Genomic DNA, 17,256 nt, shown 5'->3' on the forward strand with positions numbered 1-17,256 from the left:
TATTTAAAATGAAATATATAATAGCAGTGGCTTCCCTGTCTTCTTGTTTGTTGGGGAGCTGTGGACTGATGGATACGACGAGTGAGGAACACCTGTCAGGAGATGAAATGTGGGATGAAGCATCCGTGCAATCCGTAGAAGGGTTTGTGAACAGCATCTATACGGAGTTCCGTGCCGCTACGATGCAAAAATCCTGTTATATCCTTTACTCTGGGGACTTGCGTTGTGCTCCGTTAGAGACGGATGGGAATTTAGATTATGTTAAGGATTTGGTGTCTAATGATTTGAATGGGCTTAGGGAGCATTATCCGAATGATGATAATGAGCGGGCTGAGGCTATCATGCAATGGAAGAACTTTTATAAAGTTATCCAGTCTGCCAATATCCTTTTGAAAGAGATTGACCGTACGAGTGTCTCGGAAAACGAAAAGAAGGCGTATAAGGCTGAGGCTGTTTTCATGCGTGGTTTGGCCTATTTCTTCTTAGTGCGTAATTTTGGAGATGTGCCTTATTATACGGATGCCTATCATCAAGAACCTTTGCCGCGGACCAATATGGTAACGGTGCTGAAGAACATTGCTGCGGATTTGAACCAGATTTTAGTGGATGATCCGGATGTAACCTGTTTGCCCTGGACACAATACTCCTCTGACAAAAAAGCCATACGGGCTTCAAGAGGGGCTGTTTTGGCCCTATTGATGCATGTGAACATGTGGCTGGCTGGTTTTGATGAGTCGCAGAAGAACACTTATTACGAGGCTGTGGTGGATTATGGAGAGCAATTGGTGGAAAAAAGCGGTGAGGCTTACACGTTGTTGCCTTTAAGTCAGACGGCTACGTTGTTCCGTGGGGGAAGCAATGAAGGTATTTTCGAGATTGTGCAGAATCTGAGTTACATTAACGGGAATGAGGTTTTTAACCAAAATGCCATTTATTCCAACGAAGTCATGTATTCTGTATTTGATCTCCGTAGTCAACCATACGTTCAGTACACTTATGATTTCCTGACCCGGATTTATCCTCCTTCTGAACCGGACGAGCGTGTGACGTATTGGTTTAATGAGAATATTTACTCTACCATGGACACAGACCCTAAAGAAGTGAAGAAATTTGAACATGTGGACTTGTATGATGGAAAGAGCGTGACCTCCAATTCGGGTAATCAGATTGTGTTCCGTTTGGCAGATGCCATCTTGTTGTATGCAGAAGCTTTGGCGGAATTAGGTACGGATGATGGAAAAGCCTGCGGTTTGCTCAACCGGATTCGTGCACGTGCCGGTGCTTCTACTTTGTCGCTGTCCGGAAGCGAATTAAAAGATGCCATTTATTGGGAACGTGTACGTGAATTAATGGGTGAGGGGCATTATTTTTATGATTTGGTGCGGACTGGAAAGGTTTATAACAATCAATATTGTTATCATCCCATGACCAAGAGTGAATTCCGTGAAGGGGCTTGGACGTGGCCTATCAGTAGGAAAGCACAAGAGAATAACACGTTGATTACGTTGAATAATTATTGGGAATAAAATGTTGTACTTTAAACTATTATTTATGAGATATTCACTTAGAAATTTTCTGATTTGGTTTGGGGCTGTCGTGCTCTCTTTTTCTGCCATAGGTTGCCAGAATGACGATTATTTGGAAGATGGGGGCAAACACAATCCGTATTATAACGGTACGGTATTGGATTATTTGGAACAGCATCCCGACAAGCATTATTTTTCGGACTTGGTCGAAATGATCCATTATGCCGGAATGGATTCCGTGTTCCAAAATGGTGAAATAACCTTTTTTGCCCCGACAGACTGGTCTATCAGTTTTTCGGTCGATTATCTGAGTAGAAAGTTGTATTTCACGATGGGAGAAGACAGCGTGAAAGATTTGCGGCAGATTAGACCGGAAGTATGGAAAGAGTTCCTGTCCATGTATGTCATTCCCGGGAAATACTGTTTGAAAGATATCCCCCAGTTGGATACAGCAGCCGTTTCAGCTTATCCGGGTGGAGCTTATTACTCGTTGGCAGGTAAGCCTATGAACATGGGAGTCGTGTACTATGATGCCTCTGGAGTGAAATATGCCGGTCCACGCCAGATACTTTATTCTTATGTGAACGATTTTGCCAGTATGGATATGATTAATGCTTATGTGGCTTCGTGTGACATTCAGCCCTTTAACGGCGTGGTTCATGTCATAAGGTTTACGAACCATAATTTTGGTTTCGACCGCGATGTCTTTGCGCAGAAAGCGATTGGGGCAGGTATTTTGCCTTTGGAGGAAGTCAAGCGCAGGGAAAAGGAATGTCTTATTCGGAAGAAAGAGGAGGATAGGTTATGAAATTGGTTATGAAATATGGCGTGGGCTTATATGGGGTTTTATCCTTGCTGACCGGTTTTTCCGGTTGTGAAGAACTGGATCATTCCATTTCGGAAGATCCTTATGGAGGTGGAAAAGTGCAGTTCGACCTCAGGTTGCTGAGTGAAGATCCGGTTCCGGCCAAGGGATATCCTGGAGATACGGTAGTGTTTAAGGCCGATGGGTTATTGAACTATTGTGTGCCGGAAAAGGGAGAATATGCTTTTAAATTCTATTTGGGAGAACAGGAAACCAAAATATTGGCAGCCACCGATACGACGTTGACGGTTAGGGTTCCCGATGAGTGCGTGTCGAGCAATACTTATCTGGTGATGGAAAACCAAGTGTTTTACGGCCCTTATTTTCCCATAGAAGGCAATATCTCGGTAGATAAGTTGTGGGATTTGTCTGCGAAAGTGGTGGATGGGATAGTGTATGGTTCGGTGAGCCAATATGGCAAGCCTCAAAACAACTATCTGGTAGGAGGATTCCAGCATTTGGCCCAATATGAACATTGGTGCATCGGGCATGTGAATTCCAAAGGTGTAGTGACCCGTTGGAGTTCTTCCGATTTTGGTACGGACTATGGCGTGAAACCTTCCTCCTTTGAAGGGGATACCCCTCCGTATATTAATTCCATATCTGCTTTTGAAGACGGGCGTATGTTGGTATCCGGTATGTTCTCTGCTTTTGAAGTGTATAATCCTAAAAATGGTGGATTGTATGATTTGAAAGATAGGGTATATGTTAACAATATCATGGTGTTGCGTTCCAATGCCCATCCCGACACCACGCAACAATATGTATTCGAGGATGCAGGAAAAGAGAGCAATGGCAAGCCTATCCGTTATTCGTTTAGCAAACTGAATGGCGGAAGTCTGCAACCCATTGTACGTTCGTTTGTGACTTCCGGTCAGAAGATAGTGGCGGTGGGTAATCTTACGCAGTACGTATGTAATGAATATGCGTCTTCTTATGTCGATAGCAAACAGCGTATTTCACCGGTCGCATCGGCATTCCGCATGGATGACTGTGGAGTGTTGGACTCCACTTATCGTTTGGTGGATAAGGTTGGGCACTATTCCGGCGCGGGGGGTGGAATCATAGCAGATGCGTGCATGGATAAGGACGATGGAGTGGTTTTGGTTGGTTCTTTTACTTCATTCGACGGTGTTCCCGTGCCGGGAATGGTCCGTTTGGATGCGGGTGGAAATGTAGACCATGCTTTCTTGGAGAATTTGGGTGCGGGACCGGATGGTAATGTTACCATGGTGCGTTATAACAAGGCTTTGGATAAAATGATGGTGGTTGGAGGTTTCGAACATGTCAACGGGCAGCCTCGTCAGCAAATGGCCATGTTGAACCCTGACGGGACATTGGATGAAACGTTTGTACCTCGTGAGATAGGGGGCGGTACGGTTAATTTTGCCCAGTTGATAGACAAGGAAAAGGTGATTGTGTCCGGAACGTTCTCTACTTATGGAGGTGTGCCGAGATTGGGATTCCTCATTCTGGAAATGGACGGTACGGCACAACAGAAATTCAATGTGCCCGGGACTTTTAACGGCCAACTTTATCATGTGGCCGAAACGGAAACGACTTTGGGCTCTTATGGACTGTTGTTGATGGGAAGTTTTGACCGTTTCAATGGCCAGAAAGCCAATAACGTCTTGATGTTGGAAGTGAACTTGGATCATTAATGTAAAAAAGAAGAAAGATGAGAAACATTTTGATAAGAACCATTTGGAAATTGGCTGTCTTTTGTGGCATGGGTGCTACGTTATGTGCCTGTAACGATGACTTGGTGGATGGTTTGCGGACGGATTATCCGAATGAGGATTTCGCTTACCATAAGAAACATGTGCTTTGGATTGTGGTGGACGGGGCGAGCGGTACGGCCGTAAGGGAGGCAAATAATGACAGAAAGGTGATGACGCTGAAAGGCATGATGGAAAAGGCATTGTATACGTTTGACGGTTTGGCTGATACCCGTTCCGATACGTTGGTCGGAAGTCGTCTGGGATGGGATAATCTGCTGACAGGAATGTTGGAGCGCTCTTCCGATACGCCTTCGGTTTTGGAACGCCTTAAAGGACTTGACGGTGAAAGCCGTATTGCGGTATTGGCATCTGAACGTGAGTTTTCCGACTTATGCAAGGATGAGGCCGATACGATTTGTTGGGGTACGGATGAGCAAATCACGGAAGATGCTGAGGCAATATTGTCGGCTACGGGCGAGGTACCCTCATTGACCATTATAGAATACAATGGAGTGCAGCAGGCAGGATTGGAAGCCGGTTTTATTGTTCCTGAAGGCGAGCGTGCCGGGTGGCCTACGGATGAAGTCATAGTCGCTCTTTCCGAAACGGATCAACGTATAGGACGGGTCATGGCGGCTTTGCAAGCACGTCCGGATTATGCTGCCGAGGATTGGTTGGTGGTAGTAACGTCCAATTATGGAGGTGTCACGGACAATACGGGCGAAAGTGTGTATGAGATGAAAGACCGCAATACATTTACCTTGATGTATAATGAACGTTTCGGTGAAGAGCGCATTTTGGCTCCTTCTTCGGATGAGGGATTGGTATATAAGTATTTCACTCCGGCCTATTCCGGAACGGGGGCTACCGATTATGCCAAAGTCAATGACCCGTCTTTGTTCGATTTCAAATTGCCGGCAGAGGGGGAAGACACCACATCTTATACCGTCCAATTCATGGTCTGCTATCCCAATGGAGGAGAAAACTGGTTGGATTTTGTGTCTAAGGCCATCCAAACAGAACCCCGAGGGGGGGAAGGTTGGGAAACCGGAGCGGAATATTTCAGGCTTTTGTCCAGGTTCGATGGAAAACGGATTTGGACGATTCAAGACCAGGCTTCGGTGTTGAACGATAAAAAATGGCATGTATTGACGGTAGTTTTTGATTATAAGAAACAACAGTTCCGTCAATATACAGACGGGCATTTGGATCTTCATGGGAATGCAGAGTTTGAACCTTTGACAGTGGATGTTTCTACAGGAGACAAGGTTCCCCTTACCATTGGGCAGATATTCCGTTCAAATACTTCCACGACAGTACAGATTTATGTGACCAATGTGCAAGTCTACGATGTGGCATTGCCGGCTGATTTCATAGCTGAGAATTATAAACTGTCGGGATTGGATGAACTGGGAAAAGATTATCCTTATTGGGATAATTTGATTGGTTACTGGCCTTGCGACCGGGAAGAGGATTATGAAGGGGAGGTGTTGCCGGACTATTCCCAATATGGTTCCATTTATGGTGGACCGAATGCAGGGAAATCGGATATGACACTTTCTTCCAATGTTTTGTGGCAACAGGGCATGTCGGAAGAGACCAATGTCAAACCGCCTTATAGCAAGACCTATTTCCAAACGTCCATTAATCTGGTCGATATACCATTCCAAACTTTCCAATGGTTGGGATTTACCGTGCCTGATGCATGGGGATGGACGGGGATTGGGCGTACGCTTCCCTATAAGGATTTAACAACGAACGATTAAAGCATAAGGAATATGAGATATTTAGTGAACTATATATTAGTGGCTTTCTTGGGGATGTCTTTTTTGTTCTCAGGGTGTGAAGCCAGTGACTTCGAGTTTGATAGCGGGTGGGATGATAATGCGGCGGATTCCTCCCGTGTGACAGTGGATACGGTACAGGGCATCGATGTGAGCATGTACGAGAAAGCCCGTTTGTTTCCGGGATTGGTGGACACGGCTTCAGAACGTCGTATCGCAGATACTGTGGTTTATTTGGATTTATCCCGTAAATATATCCAGTTGGGGATTATGCAAGAAGGCCCACAATCCATTTATAGCAGTGGGTTGTATGCGGGTGCAGGGGAATTGGTGACGGTTTATGTGCCGGATAATGTTTGGGGACTGACCGTCCAAGTGGGTATGCACACGGAAGACTTGACGAATGACAATATCGGCTTGCGTGAACCTATTGCCTATTATCGGAAAGCGTTGTATCCCGGAAAGAATACCGTACGCTTCTCGTTGGGAGGTTATCTTTGGGTGTTGCGCGATCAGGATGTAGAAGGGGATGCTGATGTCCCGTTGACATTCTGCAATGTGTATGCGGCTCCGGATTTTGTCTTGGGGAAAACCGACGTGCGTGAGTGGAAACGGAAAGTGAAAGCTACGACAGTCCCTTGGTTGGAATTGAGAGGAAAAAACGTGGCGTTCTCCGTAGAGCGAAGCCAGTTGGACTTGTATTTCTCCCAACGTCCTGATTTTGCGATGGAAATGGAGGCATGTTTGGCTACGTGGGATGAAATGTTGGAGACGATTTATCGTACCCAAGGCTTTGACAAAGAATCCGATGCGGCAAATCCACAACCCATGTTTCCCAACCGTTTTGTCTTTGATGTCCAATTGCGGGAAAACAAATCGAGGCGTTCCGATAACGAACAGGGGATGATGTTGGTACGTACGGCCAGTCTTTATGATGACCTGTTGAATATTGACTCTGTGGCTGATTTGCATTTTATCAATGTGTATTCCATGGTGGCGGAAAAGTATAGTTATTTTTATAATGGAGTGACGGGATGGGAGGATGAATATTTTTATGTGCCTCTGTATCGGATGAATGAGAGGAACAAGGAGATTGGTTTGGAACAAGAATTATCGGACATGGGGATAGATTTTAAGTCTACAGTTCCGGTTGCTTTGTCCTATGCAGAGGCGGATACTTCCAAGTGGATGTCATCGGATTTGTATACGGCTAAAGAAGAGGCGAACCGAAAAAAGTCCCTATATCTTTTACCGCGTGTCCAAATTGCCGAATATGAAAACCATTATCAGGATAAACCGAAATGGGACATCTATGATAAATTAAGCCATGACAGAAGAGCCGGAAACGACTATGAGGGTTTCTTCAGGGAACTTTGCGACCGTTATCAGGTGGATTTTACTCCTTTCTATGAACATTGGGGCATGTCTGTTTCCGGATCGGAGCGTGAATATGCTTCACGCTATCCTCTATTGGACAAGCAAATCTGGAAAATAAACCCGTTGGCGGAGGATCCGTTTGAGGATGTGGAGCAATATGAAACCTCGTCTTTCCGTTACCGTGCCAACCGTAGCGCATGGAAGATTGCGGCTTGGGACAGCGAAGGGCGTGAAAACGAGGACAAGGAGTATAAATCTGAGTCGGATTGGAAGACTGCGGACAATCTTCTGGATGGCGATCCCTACTCTTACTGGAGCTCTTACCTTTCCCCTTGGAGTGGAGGGTATCAGGATTCTCCGAGCGAACTTCCATATTATGTGGTCATCGACATGGGAAAGGAGCAGGTGATGGATGGTTTTTATTATGCGAATGGGGACGCACGCTGTATTTCCGGATTTACGTTGCAGACGACTGATGCTTCAGGCTTCGGTTTGGAACAGCATGGCGAACAGGAATGGAGCACCGTGTATGTTTTGGAACAGACCGTGGACGGTTTGTTGAAAAACGAGCAGTTCATAGATTTCCCGCAGCCTGTCACGGCACGTTACCTGCGTTTGGTGTTCGACAAGCCCAATTTGTTCATACCGAATGAAGGTGATGAAGAGAATTTTGAAAACTTCCATAAGGACAGGCAACAAATGTTTTCGGAGTTTGGGACATTTTTTTATAAACGATAAAACAATTTGAAATATGGATATAATGAACCGATTCAAATACGTATTGGTGTTGCTGTGCGGGTTGTACGTTTCGTGCACGAAGTATGATACACCTGAGTCGATTGCCGGAGGGATAGAAGACACGGCGGCATCCAAAAAAAGTGTGAAACGTTACGTGCTTTGGCTCAACATAGATGGGGCTGTGGGTTCTGTGGTGAAGCAGGAGGTGGAGAAAGGAACCCTCCCGGCCATGCAGAAGATGCTTGGGCATAGCAAGTATGTTTGGACGGGGGTCGCCGATGACCACGCCTTGCTGACGGAAGGGCGTGAGTCGTATGATGAGGAAGATCCTTTGACTTGGGCCACTATGCTTACAGGTATCAATTCCCGTATGCACCGTATCAAAGATTATTCTTATACTCCTGATTTCATGATAGGGGATGCGGCGGTTACTTATGCCAAGACTCTCGTGCAGTATGTGTCGGATAAGGAGCCGAACTTATTGATGTCGTGCATTTCTCCCTGGCCCAACTTAAACCGTTATGTCGGCGCGATGCAATCCGTGATTACCACTTCTTCGGATGAAGAAACGTTGGAGGTGTTGCAGAGGCAACTTGAAAAGGGAGATAACCAGTTGACATTGGCTGCCTTTAAAGGAGTGTTGGAGGCTGGAAAATCAGGAGGATTCGTGGCTGAAAATGCATCATACCTGAATGCCTTGAAGTTGGTAGATACGGGTTTGGGACGATTGTTGGCCACGATTGAGGCTCGCGAAGATGCTTATTATGAAGACTGGTTGGTGTGCGTGACATCGAACCACGGGGGGACGCCTGACGGTCGCTACGGCGGCAACACAGATCCGGAACGGGATATTTTCGGCATATTCTATTATCCTCATTATACTTCGTACGAGATGAAAGGGGAGGTTTTTTATGCAGCCCGTTTTTCTGCATCGGAATGGGCTACGGCAGAGGACACTACGGCATTGTATGGAATAGGGAATAAGAAACAACTTTCCATAGAAATGAATATGCGTAATACTCCTACGGAACAACAAACCTATAATGGCCCGAACTGGACTTATCTGGTTGGAAAAGGCCAATGGGGGATGTTCCGTCAACGTGATGTCGTGAAATTAAGGGTTACGGGTAATGGAACGTTGGAAGAGGGCATTACGGCTTGCAATGACGATCGGTGGCATTCTCTTTATTTGGGGATGGGACCGAACTCTGGTGCCGGTAGAATGTTTTTGGTTTCTTATGATGGGCGTAGGCAAAAATACGAAGAAACGTCGGCTATGGGAGTTGAGGATGATTCGACAGCTGTTGTGATAGGACGTGGAAATTGGGCATGGGATGATGGTTATGATGGGAATACCTCATCCACGTTAAGCCCTTATTATGTGGCTTCCTTGCGCTTGTGGGATACTCAATTGGAAGACGTGGAAGTAGATGAATTGGCAAGTCTGTTGGATGTGCCTGCCGATTTTTCAGCTCGTACTCATTTGATTGGGGAATGGCGTTTTTCTCCGGAAGAACTGGAAAATGATTCTGTAATACCCAATAGGGTGGAAGGGATGCCCGACTTTGTTTTTAAGACCCCTCCTGTTTTTGTGAGGATGGCCAATACATTGCCTAAGAAATTAGCTTCAGGAGATTTGGCGATGGAAAACATCTTGATTGCACCTCAGGTTATTTATTGGCTGTGCGGTGCTGATGCTGTGGGGGACGAGTTGGACGGGCATTGCTTCTTGTCATCTTATATGATGGAAGAACAATGGCGTGACCAATAAATCATAAGGCGGAAAGGGTGAACACCACACCCTTTCCGTTTTTTTAAATTAGTTAAGGAAGATGGACATGATGGAAAAAAATATTTTATTGCTTTTGGGCATATTCTTATTTTGTGGGTGCGGCAGTTCAAGAAAGGTCTTGAAAGAATATCGGGCGCAAAAGCGACACTATTATCTGGTGCAGGGATACCGCCCTGTGGCCTTGTCGGATAAGAAGACAGGGGCCGAGAATCCGTTCCCCTTGTCGGCATACGAGAAGGAGACGCTTTTGGACAGTGTGACGCAAGTCTGCCGGACGTATTTGGAGAAATATCCCGACCATAATCTCGACACTTGGTCCAAGCCGGATTGTGAGGCTTATCTCCGTGCCAAGTCCACCCAAATCATTCTCCAGTTCCAACCGGATTATTACCGGGCTTATGCTGTGCCTGAGATTCGGCGTTTCAGGAATTTGTATGGTGTGCCTTATTATACATTAACCTATTATTATGATCCTTCCATGGAAGAATATGGAATGGGTAGAGAAACATGTGTAGTTCCGGGGCTTATTGCGGTGTCCGTCAATATTGGGAATGCGCAGGCTTCCGGATTCTATATGCCGATTTTGGAAAACTTGGGCTACGGCTTCCATGCACCTGATTATGAGGGTGGATTGTTGGACGATTGGATACCTTATCCCTATATGATTTGGAATATGAATGATGGTCGGAAGTGACAGGAATAATATAGGTGATTTAAAAATAGTTGGAATATGATGAATACAAGATTTTATTTGTTAATAGCGTGTGTAGCTCTGATATTTGTTTCGTGCGCACGGAAGCCTCTATCTGTACAAGGGCATTATTACGCCATGGAGGGGTACCGTCCGGTGGTTTTGCCGGGTACTAAGACGGTGGCCGAGAATCCATTCCCCTTGTCTGCATACGAGAAGGAGAAACTTTTAGACAGTGTGGCGTACGTCTGCCGGACGTATTTGGAGAAATATCCCGACCATAATCTCGACACTTGGTCCAAGTCGGATTGTGAGGCTTATCTCCGTGCCAAGTCCACTCAAATCATTCTCCAGTTCCAACCGGATTATTACCGGGCTTATGCTGTGCCTGAGATTCGGCGTTATGGGCATGATTTTATGGGACCTTATTTTCTTTTGACTTATTATTATGACCGTACGAAAGAAGCGACTGGAAGTCCGTTGGACTTGAAATTCAAAGTGGAGTTGGTTCATGTGGCGATTAATGCAGGGGATGCTCAGGGGCGTTATCTCTCTTTGCCCATACTTAATGTGGATGATGGAAGTGCCGGGAGCGTGGATAATATCCGTATCGGTTTATATGTGGATAGGAAGTGGATTCCTTACCCCTATATGATTTGGAACAAGGATTTCGATTGGGACAGCATAGTCTTGTTTGAATGAGTATCCTCCATTATGGCCCGTCTATACACCAAGGGATTTTCAGAAAAATGGGTTCATCTTTCAGAATGGATTTCAAGTGTTTGTATTCCAACGTGTTTGGCGGCTGAAGGATATAATTCCATCTTTCAGCCTTTTGTCAGGTTGTGGCATGTATCCGTCCTGCCGTAAGTGGTGAAATCGTTTGGCGCAGAACGGAAAATCAGTCTCAGGAGAATGAAAAATCGTTTGCCGCAGAAAAAAAATACGTCCTAAAGAAGGGCTTTTCCAACCGCCCTGTAGGGGTGGGGCGTTTCGGCCTGAAACATCGCCTATTCATCTTTCAGGACTTAAACGGTTAATTACAAATGTTTTATTGGGATTCCTGAAGGATGAAACATGTTTTGGAAAACTTTCTGGAGGTGTGGGGGGCGACGGAGAAGCTGACGGGAGCGGCATGGAGAAGGGAGTCTTGCAGCGGTTTTTACCGGGTATGCCTGTCTGAATGAAAATGGGCAAAAGTGAATCATTTTCGGCATCAAGTGTAATTTCCACATTTATGCCATGTATTTGAATGAAAAATGGAACGGTTTTAGGGCGGTGTTCGGTATCTTTGCCGATGTGGAATCATATAATCATATAAATATTATCAATCATGGGAAATTTATTGCAGAAGAAGAGAAAGTGTTCGGTGGTGTGGGCTTTGTTGCTCTCTTGTTTTTTGGGGGCATCCCATGCCGGGGCAAAAGGGCGTTATGAGGTGTTCAAGGACAAAGTGCCGGCGGGGGCGCAGGTTTCCGAACCCAAAGCTGTCCGGGAAGGAGGATGCCGGGAAGGGAGTACGCATTATATTTATGTGCAGCCCTCCGAAACTCCTACACGGATTAGCGGACTGTCCATTCCTGTCCGCGAGAATCCCGGTCCGGGACAATACCGTTATATCACGTTTTCTTGGATTAAATGGGGCGGGGAGGAAATCGGACTGAAATTGGGCGCGAAAAACGCGAAAGGACGTGCGCCGGGGAAGAAATACAATTATACTTATATGGCCGGTCCGGGAAAAGACTTGTCGGGCCTGAAGGTGGACGACAAAGTGACCGGTGGTTGGACGGTTGTGACCCGGGACTTATGGAAGGACTTTGGCGATTTTACACTGACCGATATATCCTTCCTTTGTCCGACCCGTCGGGATGCCGGTTTCGACAACATCATTTTAGGGGCTACCCAGGACGATTTTGCGGATGTGGCTCCCAAGATTCTGCCGGGCAAGGTGGCGGCTGTAGAGGAGATAGACGACGCAGCAATGGATTCTGTGGCTTTGGAGGATGTGCCCGTTGAAACGGATGAAGAAGCGGAGCAGAAGGTGCAAATTGACTGGGTGGCCCAGATCAAGGCCGGAGGTTTCATCATGTATCCTCTTTACTTATTGGGCATTTTGGCATTGGTCATTACGATTCAGCGTTTCTTTACTTCCACTCGCGGGCGTTTGGCACCGAAAGGCCTGGCCGAGAAGGTTTGTGCATGCATCGAGAAGCAAGATTACGACGCAGCTGTAGCCCTTTGCCGGAAGAAGCCTTCCACTTTAGGTAATGCCCTTGGCTTTATAGTAGAGCATCGTGATGCAGACTGGGAGGCGGTGTGCCAGACGGCCGGTGACATGGCGGCCCGTGACATCCGTGGCCATTTGTCACGCATTTATCCTCTTTCCGTCATTTCTTCCCTGTCTCCCCTTTTAGGGTTGTTCGGCACGATTGTGGGCATGATCGAGGCGTTCGGTCTTGTGGCTTTGTTCGGTGACGAGGGGGGAGCCTCCATCTTGTCCGACTCCATTTCCAAGGCGTTGATTACGACAGCTGCCGGTTTGATAGTGGCCATGCCCTCCATTGCCGTATATTTCATCCTCAAAAGCCGGATATCCAATTTGGGGGCACAAATCGAGACGGGCGTGGAACAAGTGGTGAATACGATTTATTTGAATAAGAAAACCGTGTGAGCATGAGACAGCCTTTGGATGAAGACGAAAAGGTGGACATCCAGATGTCGCCTTTGATAGACTGCGTGTTCCTGTTGCTGATTTTTTTCTTGGTCACGACCATGATGAAGAAATGGGAGATGCAGATACCGCTGTCGTTGCCTGCGATGACTTCCAGTTTGTCTACGACCCGTTCGGGTGAAAATACCGTGATTATAGCCGTGGACGAGGACAAGCAGGTCTATGAGGTGGCGAACCATGACGCCTATACCGGGGAGAACGATTATCTGCCCATCGGGGATTTGAATGCCTATCTGAATGCTTTGCGTGAGAAGGTGGGGACGGATGTGGCCATAGAGGTGGCGGCTTACCGGTCGGTTCCGGTCAATACGGTAATAGAGATTTTCGATCAATGTCAGTTAGAAGGATTCACGCATACGCGGGTCCGTTTAGGAGGAAAGCCTTATGAAACTACCTTTGGGAAATAACGAAGAGGAACCAGAAGTTTCCATGTCTCCATTGATAGACTGTGTGTTCCTGCTGCTTATCTTTTTCTTGGTGTCTACTATGACCAAGGTCAAGAACAGGGATATTCCGGTGGACTTGCCGGCATCGCAGGCTGCAGTGAAGCTGAAGCCCGATGACAAACAGGCGATTGTGGGGTTGGACAGTGAAGGTAACTTTTACTGGGACGGCCAACCTTGCACGGCCAATTTCCTGCATGAGCAGTTGCGGGATGTATGTATTGCCACTCCGGATCGCCGGATACGCATTGACATGGACAAGAATACGCCTTTCGGACGTTTTGTGGAGGTGATGGATGCCTGCCAGTTTTATAATTTAACGAATATAGGTATACGAACATACGATGAACACTACAACGAAAACTGATTGGAAGGTCACCGTCGTGGCTTGGGGGATAGCGCTTGTGGCCTGTGCGGCATTGGCATGGGGCATCCTGTCTGCCCCTCCATCTTCCACGCAAGGTACGATGAAATTGCCGGAGGGACATGCGGTGGAGAAACATCACGGTGCACTGAAACCTCGTGCGGCGAGACCGGCCAAATTGAACGAGAAAATGAAGATGGAGCAGGCACACCGGGCTTTACCTTCCCAGTATGCGAAGGAACTGGTGGAACAGTCGGAAATATCCGTGAAGAAGAATTTGAAAACACAGTTGTCGCATTTTCAAAAAATGGCGGAAAAGATGAGGAACCAAAAGAACCGGTTGCTGTCTCAAGTGGAGTCTCGTAAGCTTCCGCCGTCGGCTCCAAGGGATGCCAACGACGTTTCCATGGCCCGTGCCATCTTGCAGGCCGGCGAACCTCCGTTGGGCAACCGGCCGTCGGTGCAGGAACTCTATGAAATGTTACGGCAGTATGAACGGGAAATCCAACAAAACCACTTGGCAGTGAATGCGGCCAAGCAGACGTTGCAGAAGGGATTGTCTTTTCCGGAAGTATACAGTTCCATGCAACAAAGTGCAACCCGCATGCCGGATTTTGAGAAACTGATACGGATGCAGACCGGAGGAATGGAGTGGAAACGTTCTGCGGGCAGTAATGCCAGTGCGGGGTTGTCCGTGAGGAGCACGGCAGACCTGAACAATTACCGGGGGCTGTTGGGACAGGCTTCGCGGCAGGTTGGCTTGGCAGGTTCGCGTCTGGAGAACCTTTTCGGTGTTCCGCGAAACATCGGTAAGCCCGGCGGTGGACTTGGGAACGGACAAGGCCAGCCCGGTGGATTCGGAAGTCCCGGCGGAGGATGGGGAGACGGAGGCTTAGGCGGAGTGAACTATGCCAATGATGAAGTAAAGACACCTTATAGCGAGTATCGTGGTCCGCGTTTGAATGAGATGATGGTCAAAGCCCAAGCTTTGCCCGGCAGACGTTTTTCAAAAGACGCGGAACGTAAGGGATGGCTGTATGTGAACACGTGGTATATGATAGGGCCATGGGAAAATTACGGTCGTGATGATTTTGCCATTGTCCACCAACCTGAAATCGCAGTGGATTTTGATGCCGTCTATACGGATGGGCAAGTCGGCATCGGAACGGAAGAAACCGATTCACACCCGGTCAAGATGATAGGCGAGAAAGTCCAGTTGGACGGGACTTTGCGTTGGAAATTCATGCAGAGCGAGTCCATGCACAATACCGTGCCTGTCACGACAGGGCATTCCACTTATTATGCCTATACCGAATTGTATTTCGATGAGGCTACGACCATGCTTGTGGCCATCGGGACGGACGATAGCGGCCGGGTGTGGATTAACGGGAAAGACGTCTGGCAGGACAAGGGTACGAGTTGGTACCATATAGACGAGCATATCGAACCTTTCACGTTCCGCCAAGGGTGGAACCGCATCCTGCTCCGCTTGGAGAACGGGGGTGGAGGAGCTGCCGGCTTCAGTTTCCTGATTATTCCTCAGGACTATGCCGTGGCTACGGACTGAGTGGCAATATTTTGTGTGATTTAAAGAAGAATGAGATGAAGAAAAAAAGGTTTATGGCAGTGGCAAGTGCTGTCATCGTGGGGCTTCTTTATGCCCATGCCGGGGATAGGGATTTTTATGTCTTGCGTCCTTCTGACTACAAGTGTTATATAGATCGTTTTAACCAGGAAGACAATGAATTGTATGTTCAGCATGTTCCTAACGATTCGTCTTGGGCTTTTCTCCAAGAAAACATTCCCTTTTTTGATTGTCCGGACAAGGAGGTGATGACGACATACTATTTTCGTTGGTGGACTTTTAGGAAACATATCAAGAAGATACCCCATGGATTCATTTTTACAGAGTTCCTTCCGAAAGTGTATTGGTCCGGAAAATATAACTCGATTGCCTGTGCGGCGGCGCATCATATTTATGAAGGCCGTTGGTTGAGGGACACCGGGTACGTGAATGCTTATGCTCGTTTCTGGTTTTCGGAAGGGAATCCGAGAATGTATAGCTTTTGGGTTTCCAATGCACTGTGGGAGTATTATAAATTGCGCCGTCAAAATGTAGTCTTGGATTTGTTTCCGGAACTGGTGAAGAATTACGCGGCTTGGGAAAGGGGGTGGAACAATGGCGGACATTTTATAGGCCGGAATCCGGATGGCTTGTTTAGTACTTATGATGACCGGGATGGGATGGAGATGCAAATAGGCGGAAGCGGAAAACGCCCTTCTATCAATGCTTACATGTATGGGGAGGCTAAAGCATTGGCTGAGATGGCCGGATGTTTAGGCGACGGGAATATGGCTAAGGCATATAACGAGAAAGCCGGGCATCTCAGAAAGTTGGTCGAGGACAGTTTGTGGGATGAAGAGGGCTGTTTTTTCAAGACTCGTTCGGAAAGGAAGGGGACGTTTGTGGATGTGCGCGAACTTCAAGGATATACGCCTTGGTACATGAATCTTCCTGAAAAAGGGAAGGGGTTTGAAGAGGCGTGGAAGTTCATGAAGTCAGACAGTGGTTTCAATGCCCCTTACGGGTTGACTACGGCAGAACAGTCGCATCCCCGTTTCAGGTTGTCTTACGAAGGGCACGAGTGCCAATGGAACGGACCGGTTTGGCCTTTTGCCACTTCTGTCACGTTGACGGCATTGGCAAATGTGTTGAACAATTATAGCCAGGATGTCGTTTCCGAGAAGGATTATTTTGACCAGTTCCTGAAATATAGCCGTTCTCAAAGGAGGGTTTGCGAGGACGGCCGTATCATACCGTGGATAGACGAAAACCAGAATCCTTATACGGGTGATTGGATTTCCCGTACGAGACTGGCCTCTTGGAAGGATGGCGGATGGTCTGCGGAAAAAGGAGGTGTGGAAAGAGGAAAAGACTATAACCATTCGACGTATTGCGATTTGTTGATTTCCGGACTGGTCGGTATCCGTCCGCAAACCGGTGATAATGTGGTCGTCCATCCTCTTGTGCCGGCACAAGCTTGGGAGTGGTTTTGCCTTGACGGCGTGAGTTACCAAGGGCGTGTCTTGACTGTGTTTTACGACCGTACGGGCAAACGGTATGGACGGGGCAAGGGCTTTTTTGTCCTTGTGGACGGAGAAGTAAGGGCACAAGCGGCCCGATTACAGGAACTAAGGGTTTCATGGTAGAAGTTTATTATGTT

13 protein-coding genes are annotated in these 17,256 nt (G+C 47.2%); all 13 read left to right on the forward strand.

The window, feature by feature from the left end:
• The first annotated feature begins 8 nt into the window (after window positions 1-8).
• Window positions 9-1,526: a RagB/SusD family nutrient uptake outer membrane protein gene (locus tag E0E47_RS13315; RefSeq protein ID WP_172604713.1), complete on the forward strand. Its 1,518-nt coding sequence runs from the start codon at window positions 9-11 to the stop codon at window positions 1,524-1,526.
• 25 nt (window positions 1,527-1,551) lie between these two features.
• Window positions 1,552-2,334: a fasciclin domain-containing protein gene (locus E0E47_RS13320; RefSeq protein ID WP_232038445.1), complete on the forward strand. Its 783-nt coding sequence runs from the start codon at window positions 1,552-1,554 to the stop codon at window positions 2,332-2,334.
• Window positions 2,331-4,052: a DUF5124 domain-containing protein gene (locus tag E0E47_RS13325; RefSeq protein ID WP_130893948.1), complete on the forward strand. Its 1,722-nt coding sequence runs from the start codon at window positions 2,331-2,333 to the stop codon at window positions 4,050-4,052. Before E0E47_RS13320 ends, E0E47_RS13325 begins: the two co-directional genes overlap by 4 nt.
• 17 nt (window positions 4,053-4,069) lie before the next feature.
• Complete coding sequence (locus tag E0E47_RS13330) at window positions 4,070-5,878, forward strand: hypothetical protein (protein ID WP_130893949.1); 1,809 nt, start codon at window positions 4,070-4,072, stop codon at window positions 5,876-5,878.
• 12 nt (window positions 5,879-5,890) lie between these two features.
• Window positions 5,891-8,011 (forward strand): M60 family metallopeptidase, encoded by a 2,121-nt coding sequence (locus E0E47_RS13335; RefSeq protein ID WP_130893950.1) that lies wholly within the window; start codon window positions 5,891-5,893, stop codon window positions 8,009-8,011.
• Window positions 8,012-8,024: 13 nt separating this feature from the next.
• Window positions 8,025-9,782, forward strand: coding sequence for an alkaline phosphatase family protein (locus tag E0E47_RS13340; RefSeq protein ID WP_130893951.1), 1,758 nt, complete (start codon window positions 8,025-8,027; stop codon window positions 9,780-9,782).
• Window positions 9,783-9,849: 67 nt separating this feature from the next.
• Window positions 9,850-10,497 carry a hypothetical protein gene (locus tag E0E47_RS13345; protein WP_197730275.1) on the forward strand — a complete coding sequence of 216 codons (648 nt, stop codon included), beginning with the start codon at window positions 9,850-9,852 and terminating at the stop codon, window positions 10,495-10,497.
• Window positions 10,498-10,533: 36 nt separating this feature from the next.
• Window positions 10,534-11,196 (forward strand): hypothetical protein, encoded by a 663-nt coding sequence (locus E0E47_RS13350; protein WP_197730276.1) that lies wholly within the window; start codon window positions 10,534-10,536, stop codon window positions 11,194-11,196.
• Between the two features lie 631 nt (window positions 11,197-11,827).
• A complete protein-coding gene (locus E0E47_RS13365; protein WP_172604714.1) occupies window positions 11,828-13,165 on the forward strand; it encodes a MotA/TolQ/ExbB proton channel family protein in 1,338 nt (445 codons plus the stop codon).
• A 2-nt stretch (window positions 13,166-13,167) separates the two neighbouring features.
• Window positions 13,168-13,632: an ExbD/TolR family protein gene (locus E0E47_RS13370; protein ID WP_130893953.1), complete on the forward strand. Its 465-nt coding sequence runs from the start codon at window positions 13,168-13,170 to the stop codon at window positions 13,630-13,632.
• Window positions 13,610-14,035, forward strand: coding sequence for an ExbD/TolR family protein (locus E0E47_RS13375; RefSeq protein WP_008625844.1), 426 nt, complete (start codon window positions 13,610-13,612; stop codon window positions 14,033-14,035). The genes E0E47_RS13370 and E0E47_RS13375 overlap by 23 nt, the downstream gene beginning before the upstream one ends.
• Window positions 14,013-15,599 (forward strand): OmpH family outer membrane protein, encoded by a 1,587-nt coding sequence (locus tag E0E47_RS13380; protein ID WP_130893954.1) that lies wholly within the window; start codon window positions 14,013-14,015, stop codon window positions 15,597-15,599. The genes E0E47_RS13375 and E0E47_RS13380 overlap by 23 nt, the downstream gene beginning before the upstream one ends.
• Before the next feature lie 53 nt (window positions 15,600-15,652).
• A complete protein-coding gene (locus E0E47_RS13385; protein ID WP_232038446.1) occupies window positions 15,653-17,242 on the forward strand; it encodes an MGH1-like glycoside hydrolase domain-containing protein in 1,590 nt (529 codons plus the stop codon).
• Window positions 17,243-17,256: the final 14 nt, after the last annotated feature.

The sequence above is a fragment of the Paraprevotella xylaniphila YIT 11841 genome (assembly GCF_900683745.1).
Taxonomy (GTDB): Bacteria; Bacteroidota; Bacteroidia; order Bacteroidales; family Bacteroidaceae; genus Paraprevotella; species Paraprevotella xylaniphila.